The 25942-nt window shown below is 44.4% G+C and carries 18 protein-coding genes; 12 read left to right on the forward strand and 6 right to left on the reverse strand.

Going from position 1 to position 25942, the window contains the following annotated elements; translation table 11 throughout:
• The 4 genes from Q0852_RS00005 to Q0852_RS00020 form a co-directional block, all read left to right on the forward strand.
• Positions 1–951: MalM family protein (locus tag Q0852_RS00005; RefSeq protein WP_299012788.1), on the forward strand; the 951-nt coding region annotated here is incomplete at its 5' end.
• A gap of 80 nt (positions 952–1031) precedes the next feature.
• A complete protein-coding gene (locus Q0852_RS00010) occupies positions 1032–2822 on the forward strand; it encodes an alpha-amylase family protein (protein ID WP_299012790.1) in 1791 nt (596 codons plus the stop codon).
• A 207-nt stretch (positions 2823–3029) separates the two neighbouring features.
• Positions 3030–4214: a maltose/maltodextrin ABC transporter substrate-binding protein MalE gene (malE, locus tag Q0852_RS00015; RefSeq protein WP_299013426.1), complete on the forward strand. Its 1185-nt coding sequence runs from the start codon at positions 3030–3032 to the stop codon at positions 4212–4214.
• Positions 4215–4353: 139 nt separating this feature from the next.
• Positions 4354–7149 carry an amylo-alpha-1,6-glucosidase gene (locus Q0852_RS00020; protein ID WP_299012792.1) on the forward strand — a complete coding sequence of 932 codons (2796 nt, stop codon included), beginning with the start codon at positions 4354–4356 and terminating at the stop codon, positions 7147–7149.
• 109 nt (positions 7150–7258) lie between these two features.
• On the opposite strand, the gene Q0852_RS00025 is transcribed toward Q0852_RS00020, so the two are convergent.
• Entirely contained in the window at positions 7259–7453 is a 195-nt protein-coding gene (locus tag Q0852_RS00025; RefSeq protein WP_299012794.1) for a hypothetical protein, read from the reverse strand.
• Positions 7454–7817: 364 nt separating this feature from the next.
• Complete coding sequence (malK, locus tag Q0852_RS00030) at positions 7818–8927, reverse strand: maltose/maltodextrin ABC transporter ATP-binding protein MalK (RefSeq protein ID WP_299012796.1); 1110 nt, start codon at positions 8925–8927, stop codon at positions 7818–7820.
• Positions 8928–9559: 632 nt separating this feature from the next.
• On the opposite strand from malK, the gene malE (Q0852_RS00035) reads away from it, so the two are divergent.
• From malE (Q0852_RS00035) to malG, 3 genes are all read left to right on the forward strand, one after another.
• Complete coding sequence (gene malE / locus Q0852_RS00035) at positions 9560–10741, forward strand: maltose/maltodextrin ABC transporter substrate-binding protein MalE (RefSeq protein WP_299012797.1); 1182 nt, start codon at positions 9560–9562, stop codon at positions 10739–10741.
• 61 nt (positions 10742–10802) lie between these two features.
• Complete coding sequence (gene malF, locus Q0852_RS00040) at positions 10803–12377, forward strand: maltose ABC transporter permease MalF (RefSeq protein WP_299012800.1); 1575 nt, start codon at positions 10803–10805, stop codon at positions 12375–12377.
• Between the two features lie 11 nt (positions 12378–12388).
• Positions 12389–13279 (forward strand): maltose ABC transporter permease MalG, encoded by an 891-nt coding sequence (malG, locus tag Q0852_RS00045; protein WP_299012801.1) that lies wholly within the window; start codon positions 12389–12391, stop codon positions 13277–13279.
• A gap of 74 nt (positions 13280–13353) precedes the next feature.
• Here the strand turns inward: malG and Q0852_RS00050 are convergent, their stop codons facing one another.
• From Q0852_RS00050 to Q0852_RS00065, 4 genes are all read right to left on the reverse strand, one after another.
• A complete protein-coding gene (locus tag Q0852_RS00050) occupies positions 13354–13575 on the reverse strand; it encodes a hypothetical protein (protein ID WP_299012803.1) in 222 nt (73 codons plus the stop codon).
• 290 nt (positions 13576–13865) lie between these two features.
• Positions 13866–15110: a diguanylate cyclase gene (locus Q0852_RS00055; RefSeq protein ID WP_299012805.1), complete on the reverse strand. Its 1245-nt coding sequence runs from the start codon at positions 15108–15110 to the stop codon at positions 13866–13868.
• Between the two features lie 162 nt (positions 15111–15272).
• Positions 15273–15830 carry a DUF1415 domain-containing protein gene (locus Q0852_RS00060; RefSeq protein ID WP_299012807.1) on the reverse strand — a complete coding sequence of 186 codons (558 nt, stop codon included), beginning with the start codon at positions 15828–15830 and terminating at the stop codon, positions 15273–15275.
• A 124-nt stretch (positions 15831–15954) separates the two neighbouring features.
• Positions 15955–17952: an exoribonuclease II gene (locus Q0852_RS00065; RefSeq protein WP_299012809.1), complete on the reverse strand. Its 1998-nt coding sequence runs from the start codon at positions 17950–17952 to the stop codon at positions 15955–15957.
• A gap of 396 nt (positions 17953–18348) precedes the next feature.
• Here Q0852_RS00065 and Q0852_RS00070 point away from each other — a divergent pair, with 396 nt between their 5' ends.
• From Q0852_RS00070 to Q0852_RS00090, 5 genes are all read left to right on the forward strand, one after another.
• Positions 18349–20049: a sensor domain-containing diguanylate cyclase gene (locus tag Q0852_RS00070; protein ID WP_299012811.1), complete on the forward strand. Its 1701-nt coding sequence runs from the start codon at positions 18349–18351 to the stop codon at positions 20047–20049.
• Between the two features lie 212 nt (positions 20050–20261).
• Entirely contained in the window at positions 20262–22160 is a 1899-nt protein-coding gene (locus Q0852_RS00075) for a DEAD/DEAH box helicase (protein ID WP_299012812.1), read from the forward strand.
• Positions 22161–22436: 276 nt separating this feature from the next.
• Positions 22437–24065, forward strand: coding sequence for a methyl-accepting chemotaxis protein (locus Q0852_RS00080; protein ID WP_299012814.1), 1629 nt, complete (start codon positions 22437–22439; stop codon positions 24063–24065).
• Positions 24066–24482: 417 nt separating this feature from the next.
• On the forward strand, positions 24483–25217 hold the full coding sequence (locus tag Q0852_RS00085; protein WP_299012815.1) for a beta-ketoacyl-ACP reductase: 735 nt from the start codon (positions 24483–24485) through the stop codon (positions 25215–25217).
• A gap of 472 nt (positions 25218–25689) precedes the next feature.
• Complete coding sequence (locus tag Q0852_RS00090; RefSeq protein WP_299012817.1) at positions 25690–25899, forward strand: cold-shock protein; 210 nt, start codon at positions 25690–25692, stop codon at positions 25897–25899.
• Positions 25900–25942: the final 43 nt, after the last annotated feature.

Consider the following 25942-nt stretch of genomic DNA (forward strand, 5'->3'; position numbering starts at 1 on the left):
AAAGACTTGGTTTTTACACTCCAGGATACTGCTATGCACAATAATTACTTTTGTCGCACTTCAAAGTTGAAACTAAGAATTAAAACAACACTGGCTGCGATGCTTGCAGCTTCTCTTATTGGCTGCGCTGCTTCCCCGGCAACAGACATATCGGCAAAGGTGAAAGACGTAGCGATAACAGCTTCGGTTTGTTGCAATACATATAGCGAATTTTCCTGGGTGCCAATGCAAGGGAATGAGATTGATTTTGCTATTGATGAATATTCTAAGGTAGGGCAGTTTGCAGAAGGGAATAGTTATTTTGCTGCTTTTGCATTACCTCAGAATGTCGAAAGAATGCGGGTGGGTTTGAAGAGCTGGATGAAAACATCGGGTGTATTTGCCCCCAAAGTTTTGCTGTTAAGCCCTCAGTTTGAACCGGTAAAAACTATTGCTCTTGAAGATTTTGAGGTAAAGCCTTCGAATATATTTAGCCTTTCTAGCTATCAGAAGCGTTTCGTGATGGAGCAAAGCAAAACTCCGTATATGGTTGTATATTCTCCGCTTGAGTACCGGGAAGGCAAAATTCAGATTCCGCATCCTGAACGAGTTCGTGCTGAAGAGCTGGGTATGGCTAGACCAATGGTGACAGATCCGGTTATCCAGCATCGCAAATTTGGCTCGCTAGCTCTAGATTTGAAGCCGCTTAATTTACGCTCGTATCGAGCTGACCAGGCCGTCAGGGCTCCTGTAGTTCCTGCTGTTGTTTCAGAAACTCAACCTGTTACAAAGGTTGCTCCGGCGGCTATGAATGTGAAGATGCTACCGGAAACGGAGGCCTTTTATAACGTTCAAATTAAAGCGGCAGTTGAAAAGAACGATATGCATAAAGCACTTCAATTACTTGAAGAGGCCAAGCGTGCAGGTTCAAGCTCGGCAGAAACAACGTTTATCGAGCTAATTAAGAAGTAAATCACCATAGCGGGCAGGTTTCACCTGCCCGCTTTCATCTTTTATCTCCTTTTCCTTTTTGCCTTCAGAGTTAACTTTCCATGACTAAATCGAACACGCCCGAAAAACATGTCGTTTATCAGGTTTTTACTCGCTTGTTTGGCAATACAAATACAACCAACAAGCCTTGGGGAACGATTGAAGAAAACGGTGTCGGTAAATTTAATGATTTTACTGACAAAGCACTGCAAGAGATCAAACAGCTGGGTGTCAGCCACATTTGGTATACAGGTGTCCCACATCACGCTTTGGTTAGAGACTATAGTCAGTATGGGATCGCAGCGGATCATCCTAGTGTTGTGAAAGGGCGGGCTGGTTCACCATATGCTGTTAAAGATTATTACAACGTTAATCCGGATTTAGCAGAAGACCCGGCGAATCGTTTGGATGAGTTCAAAGCTTTGATTGAACGAAGCCATCGCAATGGGCTGAAAGTGATTATTGATATTGTCCCCAACCATGTCGCTCGTCGCTATCAGGGGCTGACAAACCCTGAAGGTGTTGAAGACTTTGGTGCTTCAGATAATACGTCGGCAGTCTATCATCGCGACAATAACTTCTATTACATTCCGGGTGAAGCATTTCAGGTTCCTGAAGCTAAGAATGGTTACCTGCCTCTCGGTGGTGAGGCGCATCCTGATTTGGCAGAGCCTTATGACGAATTCCCGGCTAAATGGACAGGAAATGGCACTCGTCTGGCACAGCCAAAATTTGATGACTGGTATGAGACCGTTAAGGTCAATTACGGGGTAAGACCGGATGGCAGCAAGGATTTTGATGAGTTACCTTTAGGTTATGAGCTTCTTGAACATTCTGCGCATCATCAGTTCTGGCAGGATAAATGTGTCCCGGATTCCTGGAATAAGTTCCGTGATATCGCCTTGTATTGGCTTGACCTTGGGGTTGATGGTTTCCGTTACGACATGGCTGAGATGGTGCCTGTTGAGTTCTGGAGCTTTATGAACTCATCGATCAAACACGTCAATCCTGATGCATTCCTGATGGCAGAGGTTTATCAGCCGCAGCTTTACCGGGATTATATCCACCTGGGTAAAATGGATTATCTGTACGATAAAGTTGATTTGTATGATTCGCTGAAACTTATTATGCAAGGGCGCGGCTCAACGGATAATATCGTTGGTGTACAGGAGCAGCTATTAGATATTGAACACCATATGGTGCATTTTCTTGATAACCATGATGAACAAAGGTTAGCCAGTCCGGAATTTGCAGGTGATGCGGATAAAGGCAAGCCGGCAATGTTGGTTTCGACGACATTAAGTACCTCACCAACCATGGTTTATTTCGGTCAGGAAGTCGGTGAATCCGCAGCGGAAGATGCCGGCTTTGGTCTGCATTCTCGGACGACGATTTTTGATTATTTCGGGGTACCAAATTATCAGCGTTGGATGAATGACGGAAAGTTCGATGGGGGCTTGTTAACCGAACAAGAACGAGCGCTTCGCGACTTTTATCAGCGTTTGTTGAATTTCTTGTTAACGAGCTCTGCGATGACCGGCAAGTATCTGGAAATCCATCTCTACAATCGAGCGCATAGCGAACATTACAATGAATCCTTGTTTTGCTTTAGCCGTTTTGATGAGCAGCAGAAGCTGCTGATTGTGGTTAATTTTGCGGATGTTAATCAGGGAATGGTTAAGGTCAAACTGCCTGCGGCATTGCTTGATGCCTGGCAGCTCGGAGAGGGTCTGTATGTATTGACAGAGCAGCTCTATGGAAACGAGCAGGTCCATTTATTTGTTGCTGATGGGGACGGTGAAGCAATTATAGAGCTACCTGCATTAGCTGCAAAAATCTATCAATTGGGTTAATTATACAGCCTGAATATTCTATTCAAAGCCGCTGATTATCAGCGGCTTTGTTGTCTTCAGAGCAACAGAATGTGTTTAGTTTCACAGAGTTGATAGAAACCTTCTGGGGGCGTAGGGAGGGGGAGGATGATCAATGAGCATGGGGGGAGGAGAATGCATTTATCGATGAAAACAACAACTCGATAAAAATAACAACGGGAATTGATGATGAAACATATGCTTAAAACTCTGACCCTTTGCTCGCTTTCTGCCGCAATTGCTTTTCCGATGGTAGCTTCCGCTGCAATGCAGGAAGGAAAAATTCTGATCTGGATTAATGGTGATAAAGGCTACGACGGCCTGGCTGAAGTTGGCCGTCAGTTTGAAGAAGAGACCGGTGTTAAGGTAAACGTCCAGTACCCTGAATCTCTTGAGGCTAAGTTTCAGCAGGTAGCGGCAACAGGTGGCGGCCCTGACATTATTTTCTGGGCACACGATCGTTTTGGTGGTTATGCCAAGTCCGGCCTGCTGGCAGAAGTTCATCCATCAGAAGAGTTTAAGCAGAAGCTCGTCGATTTCAGCTGGGATGCAGTGACTTACGAAGGCAAGCTTGTCGGTTATCCCGTTGCCGTCGAGTCTCCATCTCTGATTTACAACAAAGATCTTTTGCCGGAGCCACCTAAGACCTGGGAAGCGCTGGTAGAGATCGAAAAGCAAATGAAGGCAAAAGGTAAGAAAGCCATCATGTGGGATGTGAAAAACGCCTACTTCACCTGGCCAATGATTTCGGCCAACGGTGGTTATGCATTTAAGAAAACCGAAACAGGCTTTGATGGTAAGCAGGTCGGTGTAAATAGTAAGGCGGGTATTGTTGGCTTGAGCTTCTTGGTTGATTTGGTGAAGAAAGGTGTTGTTTCTCCGGATATGGATTACGCAGTTTCTGAGTCTGAGTTTAATAAGGGCAATGTCGCCATGACTATCAATGGCCCGTGGGCATGGGGCAACCTTGAGAAGTCTAAGCTGAATTACGGCGTTGCTGTACTGCCAACGTTGAATGGCGGGACATCTAACCCGTTCGTTGGCGTTTTGAGTGCCGGTATTAATGCTGCCAGCCCTAATAAAGACTTGTCTGTCGAGTTTATTGAGAACTACTTGCTGACTAACGAAGGCCTGAATAAAATTAATGATGACAAACCTTTAGGTGCGGTTACATTGAAGTCATTCCAGAATATCCTGTCGAAAGATAGCCGAATTGCTGCAACGATGACGAACGCGCAAAATGGCGAAATCATGCCGAACATACCGGAAATGACTTCATATTGGTTTGCGGAAGGTGCTGCAATTGAAAATGCATTGCTAGGTCGCCAGACAGTGAAAGAAGCGCTGGATACGGCGGCTTTGCAAATCAAATAATGGATAGAACACCTATGTAAATTGGGTGAATAAATGTCTTTCAATGCGCCCGCCTGGTCTGCGCATTCTTATTTGAAGAACGTATTTTAGTCCTGAATGGCTGGCCAATAGCCATACTGGCGACGGATAAGGAACAGATGTGAACGGGTTAGTGCAGGCTCCGTATAGTGAGCAGTTATATGTGAAAGGTACCTTTAATGGCTGGGGTGATGACACTCCAATGGCTTATATGGGGGCGGGGTGCTATCAGGCGGTAATTTGTCTTTCGGCAGATCAGCATAGTTTTAAGGTTTCCGATCAGCAAGGTAGTGAAGGGCTGACGTTTTCGGCAGATAAGTACAAGTCTGTGGTGTGTAAGTTGGATCAAGTTCAGGCTTTAGTGCCGGCTAAAGGGATTGGTAATGATCTGACGTTTTGGGCTCCGGAAACAGGACTGTATACAATTTCGCTTAACGTAAAAGATCAGAAACCGTTAATGATAATTGCAGCTGGTGGCGATAACAGTGATGCAGAACTAAGCCGCGAACTTGTAGAGCTTGAAGTGGCTGTTAGTGCCGGTTACGCTCAGTTGCACGCCAAATCTGAGCCTGTGTTAGCACCTGATATACTGTTCGATCATCTGGCAATTAAAGCTCAGGAAAGTGTTCCGTTCGTGTTCGGTGATAATGTGGACGGTTATTTTGAAGGGGTTACTCACGGTTTTGTTGCATCAGGAAAATACCGCCATAAACAGGGTTGGTATCTGGGCTCTTTTGCATCTTTTGTTGATGGAAAAATCAATGATAAGTGCTTGGCAACTGATGCAGAGATTTTGCCATATGGTGTAACTCACCATTATTCCAACCATAGCCGCGATACATTTATGTTGCTTTCGCAGCAGCGAGCAGTGGCATTGACGGTATGCTTACCACAGGCGGCCAAGCTGGCATTGGCTCCACAATTGAACCTTGGCCTGAATGCCTCTTCAGTAAAGGCATTTGAAAACGGTGTTGTGTATGTATTGGATCCGGCTTTGCGGCAGGACAATACCCCATCGTTCATTGCACTTTGCGCAGACAAGCCATTTCGTTTCAAAGAAGTTACTTTTTCCCAGATGCCTGCGCTGAAAGATGTGATGCACCTGAATGGTAATCACGTTAAGCCAGTTATTGAAACGCTGGAGGATGAAATTAGCCTGACACTGTATATTGCGTTTGCTGAGAGCGAAGCTGAGGCAATTGCTCTGGCTAATCAGCAGCTTGAGCAAGATGGTTACGTCATGCACCAGCAACAAACCTATGACATGCTGACCCATTCTTACATCTGGACATCAGATCTTGAATATAACCGGGCGCTGATGTGGGCTAAGGCATCAGGTAAGGTTTTCGTCTCTAATGAGTTTGGAAAAGGGATCTGGGCCGGATTACCGTGGTTCAAGGACTGCTGGGGACGTGATTCATTTATTGCGTTGCCGGGGATCACTCTGGTTAATGGTGATTTCAGCGATGCAAAAAAAATTATTGATAATTTTGCCTCAATGCAGTTGACGGATGAGAAGCACATTAATTACGGTCGTATTCCGAACCGGGTTACCAGCCTGACCAATATTATTTATAACACCACCGACGGTACGCCGTGGATGGTCCGCGAGGTATGGGATTACCTGCGTTATAGCGGTGACATTGAATATGCTCGCGCGATTTATCCGGTTGTGCAAACTTACATCGATGGTATCGAAAAAAATTATCTTGATCAGCATGGTTTGATGACTCATCGCGATCCGGATACCTGGATGGATGCTAAGTTGGAAGGGAAGCTTCCTTGGTCAGCTCGTGGTAACCGAGCTAATGATATTCAGGCTTTGTGGTATACCAGCCTGAAAGTGGCGGTGGAGCTGGCTCGTATCAATCAGGATGAGAATAGCGAATTGCGTTATCAGGCAATGGCGGATAACGTGCAGGCGAGCTTCCAGCAATTGTTCTGGGATAAAGAACAAGGTTTACTGGCTGATCGCTTATGCGAAGATGACAGCCGTGATTTACAGGTGCGTCCGAACCAGCTGATGGCGCTGAGTGTGCCTTTTGACGGCGCACTGGTCGACAAGGTGATTGGAGCTAATATTGTAAGGAATGCGGTGACGGAGTTGTTGTTTCCGTGGGGGATCACATCGTTATCGCAGAAAGATCCTATCTTCCATCCTTATCATGCGAATCGTGAGGAATACCATAAGGACGCCGCTTATCATAATGGTACGATTTGGGGCTGGAATGCGGGCTTTACCGTGACAGGCTTACTGCAATATGGCTATACAGACTTTGCTTATGAGTTGACTAAAAATTTGTCACAGCAAATTTTGTCGATTGGCCACTGTGGTGCGATGAGCGAGAATTTGGATGCTTTCCTTGATGCCAAGGGGCAGCTAACTACAACTGGTACTTATGCCCAGGCTTGGTCGGTTTCAGAATTTACCCGTAATGGTTATCAGGATTATGTCGGGTTTACACCGGATCTGCTGGCTGGAAAAGTGATTTTGTCACCGAGTTTGCCGTCTGTGTGGAAGTCGTTCGATGCCAGTCTGCGCTTTGCCGGGAACAATGCCTTGGTTGTTGATTTTGTACGACAGCCAGGCGGTAATGAAGTGTATCGTCTTAATTATCAGCAACCAGCGGATATTGCTCTTGAACTGGTGCTGACAGCAAGTAATAAAGCTAAGTACTTACTATCGTTTTCTGGTACTTCTTTGCCGGTAATGGTAGCGTTTAATCCGGCTCTAGCTCAAGCTGAAGTCAATGGCAAGTCGGTAGTACTGACTTGTGTCCAGCAGAGTTATCTGGTGGAAATTGGCTCATTGGAATTTGCCCAACCCGATACAGATCGTGATTATCCGGTTTTGCGTATTAGCCATGTTTTGCAACAGCAAGTTGAGGTAAGTGACTTGAGCAAAGCTGTCGATTAGTGAGAACAGAGCCACAATAAAAACAAACGCCGCTCAAGATGAGCGGCGTTTTATGTCTATGGCCGTTGGTATAATCGGGCACCTTATCGGTTAAAGAACACCGTGCGAGCTATTTAGAATCCTCATCCGTGAACACTCGACCTTCAATGGAGTAAGGCTCGCGCTCATCATATTGATTGATATTGCTTTGGCCCCTGAGTTTTTTGATTTTGACTTCAAGCGCTTTGGCCTCCTGATAGTTACCTTCTTGATATGCCATATAGATTCGTTGCTCGATATCTTCGATTCTGTCGTGGCTGCTCATGTAATGATCCTCCATCAAAAGATATTTCTAGATATCTAATACCAAACCAACATAAATTTTTTATACCGAAAATTAATTAGTTTGATATATCCGGGTGATTCCCTAAATTGCTTACGTAGCCTGTGATGCTGAAGATCACCAGCCATTTAAGTCTAGGTGTGATGAGCAGGGCTCACCACTCATTACCGGGCTTTACGGCCATAAAATTACTTTATTATCTCCAGGTAGCGTGTTGCCCAGGCATTTATCCAATGAACAGGTGCCGAGGGGGGCTTTGTAACAAGTACAAAGAAAGGTAAGCGATCACAAAAAAAGCGCTGTCAGTAAACTGGAACAGCGCTTTTCGTTTAGAGGAAATTAGCTTTTACACGCCCGGTTCTTTGTACAGACGGCGGCATGCACGGCCATCACTGTGGAACAGGTGGCAGCGGTGGGCTGGAATACCAAATTTGAAGCTATCACCTGCTTCTACGTCCAGTGTATCTGGGCGGCGGTAGATAAAGTCGGCATCTACGTGTTCAAGATGCAGGTAAGCCTGGGTCTCGTAGCCAAGTTTTTCAACAACTTGAACTTTACCTTCAACACATGCTTCGCCTTCGTCACATGGAACCAGGTGTTCAGGACGGATACCTAACGACATACGGTCACCTTTTGTTACGGTTGTACCGTCAACAGGGATCCAGAAGGCATTACCGTCAGCCATTTGAACCATCACTCGCTCATCTTCTGCCTCTTCGATGAATACGCTCATGAAGTTCATTTTCGGTGAGCCGATAAAGCCCGCGACAAAACGGTTTTGCGGGTAGTGGTATAGCTCTAGTGGTTTACCGACCTGAGAAACATAACCACCATCCAGTACGACGATCTTCTGTGCCATTGTCATGGCTTCGATCTGGTCGTGGGTAACGTAGATCATGGTACAACCCAGCTGTTTGTGCAGCTTGGCAATTTCAATACGCATCTGGACACGAAGCGCGGCATCCAGATTAGATAGCGGTTCATCAAGAAGGAATACGTTCGGTTGGGAAACGATAGTACGGCCGATGGCGACACGCTGGCGCTGACCACCTGAAAGTGCTTTAGGCTTACGTTCTAGCAGGTGACCCAGTTGGAGAATATCAGCAGCATGATCAACACGTTGTTTGGTTTCAGCTTTGTCTGCTTTTGCCAGCTTCATACCAAAAGACATGTTGTCGAACAGGTTAAGGTGTGGATACAGGGCGTAAGACTGGAAAACCATACCAACGCCGCGTTCAGAAGGAGGAACCTCGTTCATGCGTTCTTCGCCGATGTAAAGATCACCGGAAGTAATGTCTTCTAAGCCCGCGATACAACGAAGAAGGGTCGATTTACCACAGCCTGAAGGCCCTACAAAAACAACGAATTCGCCTTCAGCAATATCGAGATCAACGTTCTTGGAAATCAGGTTATCTCCATATGCTTTACATACATTTCGTAAAGTGACACTCGCCATCGAGCCTATTCCTCTAAGTTTGTTGTTGCCTGCAAGGCTTCTCTTTGCGGCATGATATTCACGCCAGGCCTTACGGGTAAAGAATTTTTATTCGGTGTAGTGAAGAAAAAAACGGGTAGCGTGTGTTGCACTCAGGCAGTGGAATGAACTGCTACCCTGACCAATTCCACTTTACTTACTTCCCCAAGAAGTAAAGCGGTTCTGTCGTTTCCAATAAAAGTGGTTACTGTGAAAGTTAAAACTGCATAAAACAGAACAGTAAAAGCATCTTCATCTACCCATTGGGTATGGCTGTATTCTTACCTAGCTGGCACAGGGAAACATCCTCCTTATTCATTATTTAAAAGGTGGATGAGGGGGGGAGGAGTGCTTGGATCACATTTTAATATTCCGCTTGCTGATGAGGTTATTTATTACCAGTACCATGTGCGTTGTATCACAATCAGGTGTTGTTTTTAGATCTCTGTCACTAACCGAAACGACAGAGATCACGCTTTTAAATCGAAGGGTTAGGGGGCGTAGGGCGTAGGATGATGCCGGGTGCTCACTCCTGATGGATGATACAGGCTGAAAATTGTGCTGCAGAGTAGGTTCTGGAGTACGAAATATAACAATCATGAAGGATGTTAAAAATGAAGAAAGTCCTCAGCACTGTAGCTTTTTGTACCCTTGCTGCACTTGGTTCAGTTAATGCGCATGCTGCGATTGAAGAGGGTCAACTTACTATCTGGATCAACGGCGATAAAGGTTATAACGGCCTGGCTGAAGTAGGTAAGAAGTTTGAAGAAGACACAGGTGTAAAAGTTACAGTTGCTTTCCCCGATGGCCTGTCTGAGAAGTTTCCTCAGGTAGCGGCGGCGGGTGATGGTCCGGATATTGTTTTCTGGGCGCACGACCGTTTCGGTGGTTATGCAAAAGCAGGTCTGCTTAAAGAGATTAAGCCATCTGCTGAGCTGAAAGACAAAATCATCGATTTCACATGGGATGCAGTGACGTACGATGGTAAGTACATTGGCTACCCAGTGGCGGTTGAAGCACTTTCTCTGATTTATAACAAGGATCTTGTTCCTAACCCACCGAAGAACTGGGAAGAGGTTGAAGCGCTGGATAAGTCGCTTCAGAAAGATGGCAAAAAAGCGATCATGTGGAACCTGAAAGAACCGTACTTTACATGGCCGGTAATTTCAGCTGATGGTGGTTACGCATTCAAGTTCACAGTGAATGGTTACGATGTGAAAGATGTAGGTGTTAACAATGCGGGCTCGAAGCGCGGCATGAACTTCATTAAGTCACTGGTCGACAAAAAAGTGATCTCGCCAGATATGGACTACAGCATTTCTGAAGCTGAGTTCAACAAAGGTAACGTTGCAATGACTATCAATGGCCCATGGTCTTGGGGCAACGTTGAGAAGTCAGGTATCAGTTACGGTGTAACAGTTCTGCCTAAGCTAAACGGTAGCGCATCTAAACCATTTGTTGGTGTGCTGACTGCGGGTATCAGCTCTGCGTCACCTAACCAGGATCTGGCTGTTGAGTTCATCGAAAACTACCTATTGACAGACGAAGGTCTGGGTATGGTTAACGATGACAAGCCTCTTGGTGCTGTTGCGCTGAAATCATTCCAGAAGACGTTAGATAAAGATGCACGTATCGCTGCAACAATGGATAACGCGATGAACGGCGAAATCATGCCTAACGTACCTCAGATGACTGCTTTCTGGTATGCAGAAGGCAACGCTATCAAGAACGTTGTAGACGGTCGTCAGGACATCAACGGCGCGCTAGATGCAGCTGCAGGTCATATGCTTAAGTAACTTTTTGCGGGGAGGGGTAACTCTCCCCATTTTTGTCATTTTTTGCTAGCAAGGAGCTGAGATGCAGTCAGTTCAAGGTGCAGGACTTTTGGAATCGGAAAACGAAAGTCCTAAATTTAATTATCGTAAGTGGCTGAAGTGGTCACTGCTAGGCATGATCGGTGTGGTTAACGGTTATGCTACCGTGTTGATGTATGCACAAGGCGAGATTGCCTTTGCGCTTCTTACCGTTGTTCTAACAGCACTTGCTCTTTTTATTTTCGGTAGTAACAAAACATACGCCCATCGATATATCTTCCCTGGTATTGCAGGGATGCTCATTTTCATTATCTTCCCATTGGTTTATACCGTAGGGCTTGCATTTACTAACTACAGTGCATCGAACCAGTTATCGCTTGAGCGGACGCAATCGGTATTGCATCAACGTACTTTCCAGTCTGGTGATAGCTATAAATTCGACTTATATAAAGTCGACAATGGCCATCAACTGGTAATTAATGCAAATGGTGAATTGCTTGCTTCTGATGTTTTCGACATTGCAAACCCGTTTGCGGATCCGATGAGCCTTCGTCAAGTTGACAGTATTCAAGGGCAGAAAGAGAAGATCAAAGCGATTGTTCAGAACCGTTCTAACTTAACAAAAGTTGAGTTGGTGATGCCGGATGGTGATCAAATCCGTATGAGTGGTCTGCGTAAGTTCGCTGCAGAATCACCGCTGTTTACTCTTCAGGGCGATGGTCTGACACTGGTTAACAATAAGACTCAGCAGCTATTTAAGCCAAATATGGAAATCGGTTATTACCAGCCGGTTGATGCTGATGGCAATTTTGTTGGTGAGCCAATTTCTCCGGGCTTTGTCGTGGGTGTGGGCACGGCGAACTTTGAACGAGTAATGACAGATGATGGCATTAAAGAACCATTCTTCGGTATCTTCATCTGGACCGTGGTATTTGCTTTCCTTGCCGTTGCTCTGACGCTGGCTGTCGGTATGGTACTGGCGTGCATTGTCCAGTGGGAACCACTGAAAGGCAGTGGTATCTACCGGGTGCTATTGATCCTTCCATATGCTGTTCCATCGTTTATTTCGATTCTGATTTTCAAAGGTTTGTTTAACCAGAGCTTTGGTGAAATCAACATGTTGCTGGATGGGATTTTCGGCATCAAGCCGTCTTGGTTCTCTGATCCTGTGATGGCAAGAATCATGGTTGTATTGGTAAATACCTGGCTTGGTTTCCCATACATGATGATTCTGTGTATGGGCCTTCTGAAGTCGATTCCGGAAGACTTATACGAAGCTTCTGCAATTGATGGTGCCGGTCCGATTCAGAATTTCATGACGATCACGCTGCCAATGCTGATTAAACCGCTAACGCCGCTATTGATTGCAAGTTTCGCCTTTAACTTCAACAACTTTGTAATGATTCAGCTACTGACTGCGGGTGGTCCTAACATGGTGGGGACGTCTGAGCCTGCTGGTTACACTGACTTGCTAGTAAGTTACACCTACCGTATCGCATTCGAGGGTGGCGGTGGTCAGGACTTCGGCCTGGCGGGTGCTATCGCAACCATTATCTTCTTGTTGGTTGGTGGTATGGCGCTACTTAACCTGAAATTCACTAAGCTATCACAGGACTAAGGAGAGACGTCATGCCAATGGTTCAATCTAAGTCATTAAAATACCGAGTATGGGCGACGCACATCGGATTGTGTTTGTTTCTTGCGGCAACCATCTTCCCATTGTTGATGATTATTGCTATCTCACTGCGTGAAGGTAACTTTGCCGGTGGTGAGCTTATCCCGAGCAACCCAACACTCGATCACTGGCGATTAGCCCTTGGATTCGCGGTCACAAATGATGACGGTAGTGTAACACCGCCTCCATTCCCTGTGCTGTTATGGCTGTGGAATACAGTGAAGGTTGCTGGAATCACATCGATTATTATCGTTGCGCTTTCAACAACCAGTGCTTATGCGTTTGCACGCCTTCGCTTTAAGGGTAAGAGCACAATCCTGAAAGGGATGATGATTTTCCAGATGTTCCCGGCGGTACTTGCACTGGTAGCCTTGTACGCTTTGTTCGACCGTCTTGGTCAGTACATTCCGTTCCTTGGCCTGAATACTCACGGTGGTCTGATTTTCTCTTATCTGGGGGGTATTGCTCTTCACGTATGGACCATCAAGGGGTATTTCGAAACAATTGATGGATCACTGGAAGAAGCGGCTGCGCTTGACGGCGCGACACCATGGCAGGCATTCCGTCTGGTTCTGCTTCCGTTGTCGGTGCCAATTCTGGCAGTTGTTTTCATCCTGTCATTTATCGGCGTAGTAACAGAGGTTCCGGTAGCATCACTACTATTAACCGATGTGAATAACTACACATTGGCAGTAGGTATGCAGCAATACCTCTATCCTCAGAACTACCTGTGGGGTGATTTTGCGGCTGCAGCAGTACTATCGGCAATTCCAATTACTTCCGTATTCCTGTTGGCTCAGAAATTCCTGGTTGGCGGTCTGACGGCTGGTGGTGTGAAGGGTTAATTTTATCTCTCGCGACATAAAGGGCTTGCTATTTAGCAAGCCTTTTTTTTACACAAAATAGTAGCTAAAGTTTATTAAACAAGAAGTAATAAATAGGTTGTAGATATATCAGTAAGTTGAATTCCAATAGCATGGCAGGCATTGACCACTATTTTTGTTGTTGCCTGTAAGTGATAAGAAACTCTATTAATAGGACTAACATTTTGTGCTGAATAGGGGCAGTGATGAGTGAAAACTTGCAGCTTGAAGTATGAAAGAATCGCTAGTTGACGGTTTTTTTTGTTTAAAACCGTCATTATGACTGCTAATATAATTCCTATAAGACATGAGATTAGAAAAGCAATAATAAGGCTCACTTCACTTATGGTGAGCTACTCCTGAGTACAGGGCTTAGCACTGGTTTGGCCGCCGATCTGTTAAGATAACCTGTATTTAAAATTTAATTGGCGTTGCTGCATAGCTGGCTTACTCTTCAGCTGGAAACAGAGTGAAGGTAGGTTTAATTGGTAACCAAAACCCGATGATTTCATCGGGTTTTTTGTATTTATAGCAAACGGAATAATACCAAACTGAATACCGATCTGGCTTATGCACGGATGACTTGGTTTTTTCCTGCTTCTTTGGCTTTGTATAGCGCGACATCTGCAGCTTTGAGAACATTGGCCGGCTTGTGGTCTGGGAAGCTGTCGGCGACACCGATACTCACAGTTATCTTGACTGTTTTTTCTGTTGACTCATCCTTACGTTGTTCAATGTCTTTTTTATTGCTTTTCGGACGTGAACTGTACTGGCGGACACGCATTTCATAGTTGGCGACAGCTTCTCGGAATTGTTCAAGGTACTCAAGACAGTGGTTACAGTCCTTGCCTTTGAATAAGATCGTAAATTCTTCGCCACCATAGCGGAATACTTCAGCACCGCCTTTTATCTCCCGCATGAATTTAGCGATAACCCTTAGTACGTCGTCGCCTGTTTTATGTCCGTAGGTATCGTTGAATTTCTTGAAATGATCGATGTCTAGCATGGCTAGGGTATAGGTTTTTCCAAGGTATTTAAGTTCGGTTTCAAGTGCACGACGACCAGGTATTCCTGTTAATTGATCAACATAAGCGAGTTCGTGACTACAAGTGATGATATTGAGCAACAGTAAGATAGCTGCGACGGAGAAAGCTGCGCTCGATATAAAGGTCTGTTGGAATACTGAAAATGTGATCCCGGCAAAGAGTAGGCTGATAAAAATAGCCTGGTCATACCCTTGGTTTCGCTTGAGTATGGTAGACGCACACGCAAAACCAATAGCTAAATAGAGCAAAATTAGTAATACCGGCATAGGTGAAAAGCCTGGGATGGCATAGAGATAGCTTTCCCAGAGAGGGCTTAGATCCCTGTCGGAGAAATGATTCGCGACTAGGACTCCCCAGGCAATCTGTAATAACAAGAATATAAAGTAGCCGCTGCCAAAACGAGAAAATAGCCGGCGTTCCGGCAGTATATGTACCAGAAGCAGGTTAAGGGGGAGGAGTGTAGCCAGCATTACATAGATAATATGGGTTTCGTTGTTGGCAAGCGGTGACTGAAGTCGAGTTTGTATAATGTAGAAAGTGATTAGCATCAGCAGGGCAGTTAGATCTGTTTTACCTTGGTTGAAAGGCTGGCTAAGCAGGATAACAAGGCCAAGCAACACATACGGCAGAATCAGCAACAGCTCCCGATAAGGCGCAAATGTAGTTACAGCCGATTCTAACGAAAATGTCATCAGAACAGCCAGTAGCAAAGGTAACCCAAAGCGCACTCCTGCGCTTCTGAATATTGCAAAAGAAACTTGTGGCATTACAACTTATTTCCCAATCAAGGGCTTATTATCAGATATTTGGTACAGGAGCTTCAATTTAAACAGCGAATAAAAATGATAGGTCTGTTTAATATGAAGGTGTTCTGCAACGAAAGGGAGTGATCCGCTACTCCCTTATTTATATATTGTTCCTTATTCTAATTATTTGATAAGGAAAGGAAATAATTTTTTTATTTCTTCTTGTGTCAAACTCTCTACACATTCAATGTTCCGTTCCGGAATTCCATCCGGATCAGGATAATGTTTTAGTACCTTCTCCATGCTGGCTTCACGGATAAGGTGAAAGATGGGAAACGGTGAACGGTTAGTAAGATTTTCCGCATCATCTGGAACTGTGTCATAGAAGCAATAGTTTGGGTGGAAGCTGGCTACTTGGTAGATACCTTTTTTTCCTGTTTGTATGACCAATGCATCAATTAGATTCAGGAACTGGTTATAATCATCAAACTCGGCAAAGAGGCCAGGTGTTACAACAAGGGTTGTTTCTAGCTCTTCAACGGGGGTTTGATCGAGTTCCAATAGTTGTTGATAGATATCTTCAAGCAATAGTTCTTCGCTTGTTGCTTCGCTTACGTGGATTTTAATCTGTTTGTTGCGGTTTGGTTTAGCGGCAAACGGGCATAAGTTGAGCCCGATAACGACATTTTCAAGCCATTGTTCGATTTGTTGGTGAATATATGAAGTTTGTTGCGCTGACATTGCTGACTCTTCGTTTTTATTGAATGATTTTGACTTAAGAGTAACAGTCAGATTGAAAGTCGGGATGTAAAAAAAGGGCCAGTTTTCACTAGCCCTTGATTGATAGCATTTATAGAAGAAGCAATTAAGCTTGTTCTTCAGTCGCTTGAGTTTCAGCTACAGGTGCAGGGAATTCTTTAACTGGCTTTGCGACCAGCTGGCGTGTACCTGCGCGAACTTCAGCAAGTTTGACTTCGAAAGTGTCACCTAACTGATATTCCTTGACCTTGTCGATGTTGATGATCCCAAGATCAGCGTTACATTCGATACGCTGTTTGTTTTCCAGGATCAGCGCGCCAGGAATGAAGGCTGCCGCACCATTTTCCAGCAGACGAACACGCATGCCGGCACGGTTGATGTCGAACACTTCCGCAGTGAAGGTGCTTTCTTGCTTAACTGCATCTTTCAGTAGGCGAACGTATAGCCAATCAGCAACATCACGCTCGGCCATACGATGATGGCGGCGGTGGTTGGCAATTTCTTCACCAACAGTATCATCCGGTTTCTGGCTTGGTTCGTTACCGCTGATGACAGCCTTAAGCAAGCGGTGGTTGATCATATCACCGTACTTACGGATTGGTGATGTCCAAGTTGCGTAGACATCAAGGCCCATCGCGTAGTGGGGGGCTGGTGCATTGCCTACTTCGCTGTATGCCTGGAATTTACGTAGACGGTTATCCAGATAAGTTGTTTCCTGGTTGTTCAACCAGCGACGCAATGCACTGAAACCTTCCAGAGAGGTCAGTTCTTCTTTCTCAAACGGCGCTTCGGCGTTGGTCAGGAAGTCCATTGCGGTATCCAGTTTCTCAGGATTGAAACCGTTATGGTAGTTAAATACACCGGTACCAAACTTTTCTTGCAGGATACGACCGGCACAGATATTTGCTGTGATCATTGCTTCTTCGATCATACGATTCGCTGTACGGCGAGGGTCTGTATGAATAGCAATAACGTCGTTGTCTTCGCTTAGTTCGAAACGGTAGTCAGGACGGTCAGGGAATACGACTGCATTATTTGCACGCCAGTTGCTGCGGGCATTGGCGAAACCGTGTAGCGCTTTAACTTGCTCTGCAATTACGTCATTCGGTGTCCAGTTTTCACTATTACCGTGCTCAAGCAGATCCGAAACGTGGTTATAAGCAAGACGGCCTTGCGATTTAATCCATGCTGCGAAGAAGTGGATGTCATCTTGGATCACACCTTCTTGATCTACAGTCACACGACAGCAGATAGCCGGACGTTTTTCATTTTCCATCAGTGAGCAAAGTTCATCACTTAGCTCACGTGGCAGCATCGGAATATTTCGACCTGGCAGGTAGATGGTGAAACCACGCTGGCGTGCTTCATCATCCATTTTATCGCCAACGGAAATGTATGATGTTGGATCCGCAATTGCGATAGTGATCTCAAAGCTGCCGTCATCTTTTTTCACGGTATAAAGTGCATCATCCATATCTTTGGTTGATTCACTATCAATAGTGATGAACGGTAGATCAGTAAGGTCTTGGCGTTCAAGGCCTTCATCCAGCATATTCCAGCTATCTTGCGGAGCAGGTTCTGCATTTGGTAGTTCATGACGGGCCAGAGTTACCCACCATGGTGCAATCTTGTCATTGCTGTCTGTGATCTTTTCTTTGATTTCACAGAAGAATGTTTTGTTGTCGCCTACTAGCGGATGGCGAGTCATGTTCGCAACTACCCAGTCACCTTCTTTAAGAAGTTCTGGGTTGAGGCCTTTTACGGCGCGCGCTTTGATTGCGTCTTTTAATTGCGGATGATCAGGTACAACGTGCAGACGATCGCGAATAAGCTTTACGCGACCGATAAAGCGGTTAATGAACTGTTCGACCAGTTCTTGAGGCTCTGCGACTTCACGCTCTTTTTCAGTACGAATAACAGCAACAACACGGTCACCGTGCATTACGTTTTTCATATAGTTAGGTGGGATGAAGACACTTTCTTTATTGTCTGTTTCCAGAAAACCAAAGCCACGGTCTGTTGCTTTGATATTACCTTCCTTTTTTGGAAGTGTTTCCTGAATTTGTTTTTTTAGCTGTGCTAGTAATGGATTATCTTGAAACATTATGCCCGGTCTCAGATTGTGAACGGACACACTATAAGGCCTTCATGCATTAAAACCAAGTTCTATACCTACGTGAATACAACTCATTGTCGTTCAATTAGCCCTTGTTACTGTTGAATTTGTTGCTTTTATATGAACCTGTAATGCGTTTAAGTTCATGCTTTATTTGAGATAGGTATCAATAAGGTGTTGATACCTAATGTGAATATTTTTTCTAGGTATGAAAATGAAATATCGAGATGTTTACATTTTTCGCGCTATTTTGGACGCAGGGGGTCACATTCTGGATTATTACTGCTACTAAACTGTCTTCTTTCTGGTAAACAAGATATTTAGTACGAATAAAAAAGATATGTTTAAGTACTTACATAATGCTCGGTTGGTTGGGGGCGTAATATGGATGTCAGTCTGAAATTAGAGTTAAGTCATTTGGTGGACTTGTTGGCTCGCCAGTCAAGTCTGGAACGCTGGTGTTATTCTCTGTTATCAAGTTTTAGTAAGGAGCTCAAGTTAACCAATATAACCCTGATGGTTGAAAAGAATTATGAGCCGAGGGTAATTTCCAGCTGGATTGATGATCAATTCCGGTATTTCAGTACGCCTTTAACACTGAAAGATTATAACGATGTACCTGTCGGTATGTTGCAACAGGCCAGGCAAACCGGCCAGTACGTACGGACATCCGTAGACCGGACAAGCAGGGTGTTCGGGCCAAAGGTAGACGACGGTAAAAATTCTTGCTGTCGGTTGTTATTACCAATCAAGACACATAATGGTAATGTCGGCTTTATTTATGCGGAAACAACGGAGCCTAATTACTTCGAAGCCAATTTTGAGCATATAGAGAGTTTATTGTATTCAATTGCCTCTGATATTAGCGCCCGGGTTTTAAGGCAAGAGGTGATTGATAACTATCTCACACGCAGAAGTGTTGAGGCTGAACTTGAAATCCGCAATTACTCGATCAATGAGTATCTGGCCTTACTGAGAAATCTTCATGAAGTAACGCTGAGCTTATCAAAAGTCTCTAGTCTTGATCTGTTATATCGTACTGCGGTTGATTTGGGGCGAAGCCATTTGGGAATTGACAGGATGGCATTATTTTTGACTGACTTTAATAAAAATGAGTTGCAGGGAACTTATGGTACCGATCCTGATGGTAACTTGGTGTTGCGAAGTGACTTTACCAGTGCAATCCCTGATCATCCGATAGTCAATGAAGCCTTGAGCCATAAAGATCACGTTGTTGTAAAAGAGAATGTGCCACTTTACTTTGGGGTCAAGCAGGTAGGAACCGGATGGAATGCGATGATTGCCATGTGGAATGGCAATGAATGTATTGGCTGGCTGGCAGCTGATAACCTGATTAACCAGCGTACGTTGACTGAACATCAAAAAGAGATCCTGAAATTATTCGGTGCGGCTTTGGGGCAGCAAATAGTGATCAGGCGTAAGCATGTTCAGCTGAGCGAGTTAAATGCCGAGTTGGAGGTGCGGGTATTGAAACGTACGCATCAGCTAGAGGCAACTAACCGGGCCCTTGCTGAAGCTAACCAGCAACTAGAACTTTTATCTATGCAAGATGGGTTGACGGGAGTTGCGAATCGTCGTTTTTTTGACCAGACATTAGATCGCTATTGGAAGTTGGCTCAGAAAACTGAAGAGCCACTCAGTTTGATCATGATTGATGTCGATTATTTTAAAATATTTAATGATACCTACGGGCATCAGGAAGGTGACAATTGCCTTATAAAAATAGCTACTTCATTGGACGAAATAGTCAAACCATACCAAAAGTCAATATTTACCCGTTATGGCGGCGAAGAGTTTGCCTGCTTATTACCTAGTGTTGATGCTAAGACAACACAGAGTATTGCTGCAAAGATGCGGATTTGTATAAACCAGCTGGCTTTAACAAATGAATTGGTTGATGACGGCAAGGTTACAATCAGCTTGGGCATGCATACAATAACGCCGACAGCTGGGACTATGCTTGAGGAGTTGATTGAAGGGGCTGATAGGGCTTTGTATCTTGCGAAGGAATGGGGAAGAAACCAGTATCACCAATGGAGTGATTTAGTGTGCGATATAAAGTAATGTGCAGCATGTTTATCAGGTAAGCTTATTGTTCAATAAATAGATATTTCAAACTTATTTTGTGACAACGCTCAATTTTTTCTGGCATTTTATCGAGTAATGGCGCACAATGCGCGCCTCATATCTTCGAGGCCCATGCTTGTGGTTGCTGTTGCAGAACCGATTAAAGCCAAAGGGGCCCGTTTTACGTTAGATTATATATTGGGATCCCAATGCAAGAATCTGTTACAGAATTTCGTCAGTTAGATCTGGCTGACACACTTTTATCCGCACTTGACTCAATGGGCTTCGTTGCGCCGACTCCAATTCAGGCGGCGTCAATTCCTCTACTACTAACTGGTACTGATGCGCTGGGTAAAGCACAGACAGGTACTGGTAAAACAGCAGCGTTCTCACTACCGCTTCTGAACAAGCTTGATCTTGGCCAGCATAAGCCACAAGCAATCGTTATGGCTCCGACTCGTGAACTTGCGATTCAGGTTGCTGCAGAAATTAAAGTTCTTGGTCAAAACGTCAAGGGTCTTAAAGTACTAGAAATTTACGGTGGTGCATCTATCGTTGATCAGATGCGTGCGCTTAAAGCTGGTGCTCACATCGTTGTAGGTACTCCAGGTCGTGTTAAAGACCTAATCACTCGTGACCGTCTACACCTTGATGAAGTACACACTTTTGTACTTGATGAAGCAGACGAAATGCTAAAAATGGGTTTCGTTGACGATGTAACTTGGATCATGGAGCAGGCTCCAGAATCAGCTCAGCGCGTTCTGTTCTCTGCAACTATGCCTCCAATCGTTAAAGAGATCGTTGATCGCTTCCTACGTGAACCTGCGCGTATTGACGTTGCTGGTGAAAACCGTACTGTTTCTCAGGTAGAGCAGCAGTTCTGGGTTGTTAAAGGCGTAGAGAAAGACGAAGCAATGATGCGTCTTCTAGAAACTGAAGATACTGACGCATCAATCGTATTCGTACGTACACGTCAGGATACTGAGCGTCTGGCTGACTGGCTATCTGCTCGTGGTTTTAAAGCTGCTGCACTGCACGGTGATATTCCACAATCTCTACGTGAACGTACTGTTGATCACATCAAGAAAGGTGTTATCGATATTCTGGTTGCAACTGACGTTGTTGCTCGTGGTCTTGATGTGCCGCGTATTACGCACGTATTCAACTACGATATCCCATTCGATGTAGAATCATACATCCACCGTATCGGTCGTACTGGTCGTGCTGGCCGTGCTGGTAAAGCGATCCTTCTTGTTCGTACTAACCAGATCCGTATGCTGCGCACTATCGAGCGTGTAACTAAGTCTCGCATGGAAGAAATCCAGCTTCCTCTACGCGATCTAGTTGCCGCTGCTCGTTTGAACCGTCTAGGTCAAGAGCTAGCGACTCAGAAAGAACAAGTAAATGTTGAAGCATTTGTTGAACTTGTAGAGAAGCTGCAAGAGACAATTGAAGTTGATGCTGCAACACTAGCGGCGATGCTTCTTCAGCGTCAGCAGGGTAACCGTCCTCTGTTCTACAAAGGCCCAGACCCAATGATTGCTGCTATCGAGCGTGACAAGCAGCGTCGTGAGCGTCGTCGTGAAGACCGTGGCGGCGAGCGTGGTGAACGTCGTGAGCGTCGTTCTTACAACAATGCTGACTGGGATACTTACCAGCTACAGGTTGGTCGTGAGCAAGGTGTTCAGGTTAAAGATATCGTTGGTGCTATCGCGAACGAACTTGGCCTAAGCAAAGAGTTCATCGGCGCAATCAAACTGGCTCCTGAGCACACTTATGTTCAACTTCCTAAGAAGATGACGGCTGAAGTATCAGCTCAGCTTAAGAAGCTACGTATTCGTCAGAATGACGTTAAAGCTGTTGTTGTTGAAGGTGAGGTTCTTCGTGAGCACCGTCGTGGTGGTCGTGATGGTAGCCGCGATGGCAACCGTGGTGGTTACCGTGGTAACCGCGATGGTAACCGTGAAGGTGGCCGTGGCCGTCGTGATGGCGAGCGTCGTTTTGACCGCAACCGTGGCGGCGACAGCCGTGGTAGCTACCGTGGTGAGCGTAACCACGGTTCATCTGACCATCCACGTCGCGACCGTAAGCCTCGTAACGAAGCTTAATCGCTGCGAATTAGAGATAGAAAACCGGGCTATTAAGCCCGGTTTTTTTATATCTGTGCTTTTATACCAAATTGAATAATACACCTGCCCTCTGAGGGTGCTCTGCCGCTAATGATAACGAAACATATTTTTTAACGAATTATGCTTTTATAGATTTATGAGAACTGAGTGGCTATTATTTCTTTGTAACTCAGATGCCCTGTTGCTATGACTAATACATGCAGTGATAGAACCATTGTCATTGCTATTTTATTTATACAACAAGGGATAAGTTGTATGTCTATATTAAATAATCTATCAATAAAACGTCAGGTGACAATTCCGGTTGTAATGGTCTCTGTTCTATTTCTAGCCTCTTTTTTCTTGAGTCGTGGTGGTCTTGAAAATGCAGTTTCGGTAATGAATATGACGACTCAGCAGGCCGTTATGTCAAAAAATAGTATTGCGAGACTAATTAATGGAATGTATGCAACCAGAGTAAGTGCTATTTACGCTATTTATGATAAGTCACAGTTGAAAGGGTTTGAAAACAGTCTTAATCAAACCGAGCAAGAAAATACATTTGCAATTGAAAACCTCAGGGCTATGTCCGGGATAGAAACAGAACTGAATGCGTTTAATAAGATATTTAATGAGTATTTGAATTATACGCGCAACACTATGTTATCTGTGTTGACAGAATATCACTCCGGTAATCTCAATGAGCTGGAATATCAGACTTATGTCACTCAATATCGTTCCCTGGGTGACAATATGACAGTCTCGATTGATGCGCTTTCCGATAAGCTTAATGTCATCACAGACCAGCAAATAGCTGCACAGGTTAAAAATCATAATCAGATTCTTGAAACCGCTTTGTGGGCAACACTAGTGACGACGTTGGCTGGTGTAGGATTCGGTTGGTTGTTGTCGGGTTATATAGTGAGTCCGATTGTGGATCTGCAGCGGACTATGCAGAAAATTGCCCGTGGCGAACTGAATGTTGAATTAGATACCGACGGTAAAAATGAACTTAGCCATCTTGCACAGGATATATCCCGGATGGTTGTACAGTTGCGTAACACGGTTAACGAATTAATGACGATCAGCACTAGTGTAGCCTCATCATCAACAGAATTGGCTGCGGTGATGAAAGAGTCAGAAAAAAATGCGAATCAGCAGACAACAGAGGTTGAACAAGTTGCGACAGCAGTTGAAGAACTGTCTTCTACCGCGGAAAGTGTCAATCAGGCTGCGGTAAGGGCTGATGATAACGCTCGCAGCGCAAGTGTTCTGGCGGCTGAAGGGGCCGGTTTATTTGACCAGACTACGCTTGCCAGCGAGGAGATATCCTGTCGTCTTAATGATGCTGCAGAAGTGGTAAACCAGTTAGAGCAGCAATCAACACAGATCAGTAAAGTGATCGAGGTAATCCAAAGCATTTCCGAACAGACTAACCTATTGGCTTTGAATGCAGCTATTGAAGCTGCCCGGGCGGGGGATAGTGGGCGTGGTTTTGCGGTGGTTGCTGATGAAGTCCGTCAGCTTGCAGCTCGTACTCAGGAGTCAACAGGGGAAATTCAAGCCATTATCGAACAATTGCAGTCTCAGTCAGCTAATGCGAATGAAGCGATGCATTCAGTGCGTACTATGCTGGAGAGCAGTCATACGCTGACAGATAAAGCCAATGAAGCACTTTTGGGCATTAATGAAGCTGTTCAAGGTATTACTGATATGAACACTCAGGTTGCGACAGCAGCAGAGGAGCAATCTCAGGTTACCCATGATATTAACCGCAACATCAGCAACATTCACCACATTGTTAGTCTGAGCGCTACAGGTGTCAGCCAGTGTGCTACAGCCAGCGATGAATTATCAGTATTGGCCGAAAAGCAAAAACATTGTCTTTCATATTTTAAAATTTAATGTTTCAGTAGGATTATATAATACCAAGCTGAATGTTAACCTCATTGATAGGTCTGATTGTTTTTCAATTTGGTATAAGTACGAGGTAATTAATTTATCTCGTGCTTTTTTATGGCTTATTAACTATTAATGGGTATAACCATCGATGTTAATGTTCGTTTCTATTTTATAGACGTTAGTATATTGATTCTTTTGTCAGTGTATTTCCTTAGCGTAGTTAAATTTCATTATTTCATGAACGTTATGTCTGACATATCGGAGCAGTGATGTTTGCACTGGTGTTACTGTAAGTTTTGTGTGTTTCTTCTAATATCCACATAAATAGTATTTTTTCTTTGGGGATAGCGTTTTTCAATATGCTAATTTAGTTTCAGTTTAAGATTTGTATTACTGATTGGTATGGAGTTGGGAGAAATCATGCTTAAGAATAAAGTGTGTGTAGTTACCGGTGGAGCGCAGGGAATTGGCCGCTGTATCGTTGAAACTTTCGCTAAAAACGATGCAACTATAGTATTTGCTTGCGACATGAATGCTGCGGCTATGGCTGATCTTGAATCTGATTACAGTAATGTAAGAGCAGTTGAACTTAACGTTTGCGATCGTAAAGCGATCGAGAATTTTATTGCGAAGATAAAGCAAGAATTTACTAATATTGATGTGCTAGTCAATAATGCCGGTATTACTCGTGATAACTTACTTGATAAGATGACTGAAGATGACTGGGATATGGTTCTTGATGTGAACCTCAAAGGTGTCTTTAATATGACGCAGGCGGTTGCTCCGGTGATGATTGAAGCAGGAATTGGCTCTATTATTACCATGTCATCTGTAGTTGGTACAGATGGTAATGTTGGTCAAAGTAATTATGCTGCAACTAAAGGCGGTGTGATTGCGATGACTAAAGGCTGGGCAAAAGAATTCTCACGCAAAGGTGCACAAGTTCGTGCTAACTGTATAGCCCCTGGGTTTATTGAAACTCCAATGACAGTTGATTTGCCTGAGAAAGTGCTGGATTACATGAAAAATAAAACACCGCTTAAGCGTATGGGCAAACCGGAAGATATCGCGAAGGGGGCTCTGTTCCTTGCCAGTGATAATGCATCATTTATTACCGGTCAAACTCTGAAAATTGACGGTGGTTTGGTGATTTAATTTGCTATAACTGGTGGCAATGATTATTTCAGGATACGTTAAGCAGCCATTCATGTGATGGCTGTTTTTTTGTTATTTATGGCGCGAATGCATTGCGGTGAACCCTAAGATAAATTGGTGTGGCCTTTTTAAATTGCGTGGTTTTAGTAAAAGCGATTTTCCTTTTAATGACGTCACTTAATTGAACTGTCTCCGTAATTTTTAGCCAACTGGTTGGAAACTACAAAAAAAATGAAATAAATGATAAAAAGGCTATACAAAGCATTAAATGCTGGTAGTATTGCTCTTGGCCTGTAATCAGACCTATTTATATGAAACAAGATATTATGCTTTTAGAACACTTTGCTACATCTGCTTTACCAGTTAATGTTATCAAGTACTTCCATCCATAATTATTCCTCACATAAGTAATTCTTTTCTGGCTATACAACGCATTACGCGAATTATTTGTTAAAAAATTTAGGATATAATCATGTCTAAACTAACTGGTACAGTTAAGTGGTTCAACGAAGAAAAAGGTTTCGGCTTCATCACTCAGGATAACGGCGGCGCAGACGTATTCGTTCACTTTCGTGCGATCGTTTCTGAAGGTTTCAAAACTCTAGCTGAAGGCCAGAAAGTTTCTTTCGAAACAGAGCAAGGCCAGAAAGGTCTTCAAGCTGCAAACGTTGAAAAAATCTAATTTAACGTTGCACTGATTTTGAAATGCTGGCTTAGGCCAGCAT

It is taken from the genome of uncultured Photobacterium sp. (genome assembly GCF_947502415.1).
Taxonomy (GTDB): domain Bacteria; phylum Pseudomonadota; class Gammaproteobacteria; order Enterobacterales; family Vibrionaceae; genus Photobacterium.

What these genes read in the sequence shown, in the direction of transcription:
- Q0852_RS00075 (WP_299012812.1), top strand. Translation starts at nt 20,262, where the DNA reads ATGCAAGAATCTGTTACAGAATTTCGTCAGTTAGATCTGGCTGACACA.
- Q0852_RS00060 (WP_299012807.1), bottom strand. Translation starts at nt 15,830, where the DNA reads ATGTCAGCGCAACAAACTTCATATATTCACCAACAAATCGAACAATGG.
- malG (WP_299012801.1), top strand. Translation starts at nt 12,389, where the DNA reads ATGCCAATGGTTCAATCTAAGTCATTAAAATACCGAGTATGGGCGACG.
- malE (WP_299013426.1), top strand. Translation starts at nt 3,030, where the DNA reads ATGAAACATATGCTTAAAACTCTGACCCTTTGCTCGCTTTCTGCCGCA.
- Q0852_RS00085 (WP_299012815.1), top strand. Translation starts at nt 24,483, where the DNA reads ATGCTTAAGAATAAAGTGTGTGTAGTTACCGGTGGAGCGCAGGGAATT.
- Q0852_RS00065 (WP_299012809.1), bottom strand. Translation starts at nt 17,952, where the DNA reads ATGTTTCAAGATAATCCATTACTAGCACAGCTAAAAAAACAAATTCAG.
- malK (WP_299012796.1), bottom strand. Translation starts at nt 8,927, where the DNA reads ATGGCGAGTGTCACTTTACGAAATGTATGTAAAGCATATGGAGATAAC.
- Q0852_RS00080 (WP_299012814.1), top strand. Translation starts at nt 22,437, where the DNA reads ATGTCTATATTAAATAATCTATCAATAAAACGTCAGGTGACAATTCCG.
- Q0852_RS00025 (WP_299012794.1), bottom strand. Translation starts at nt 7,453, where the DNA reads ATGAGCAGCCACGACAGAATCGAAGATATCGAGCAACGAATCTATATG.
- Q0852_RS00090 (WP_299012817.1), top strand. Translation starts at nt 25,690, where the DNA reads ATGTCTAAACTAACTGGTACAGTTAAGTGGTTCAACGAAGAAAAAGGT.
- malF (WP_299012800.1), top strand. Translation starts at nt 10,803, where the DNA reads ATGCAGTCAGTTCAAGGTGCAGGACTTTTGGAATCGGAAAACGAAAGT.
- malE (WP_299012797.1), top strand. Translation starts at nt 9,560, where the DNA reads ATGAAGAAAGTCCTCAGCACTGTAGCTTTTTGTACCCTTGCTGCACTT.
- Q0852_RS00070 (WP_299012811.1), top strand. Translation starts at nt 18,349, where the DNA reads ATGGATGTCAGTCTGAAATTAGAGTTAAGTCATTTGGTGGACTTGTTG.
- Q0852_RS00055 (WP_299012805.1), bottom strand. Translation starts at nt 15,110, where the DNA reads ATGCCACAAGTTTCTTTTGCAATATTCAGAAGCGCAGGAGTGCGCTTT.
- Q0852_RS00010 (WP_299012790.1), top strand. Translation starts at nt 1,032, where the DNA reads ATGACTAAATCGAACACGCCCGAAAAACATGTCGTTTATCAGGTTTTT.
- Q0852_RS00050 (WP_299012803.1), bottom strand. Translation starts at nt 13,575, where the DNA reads ATGACGGTTTTAAACAAAAAAAACCGTCAACTAGCGATTCTTTCATAC.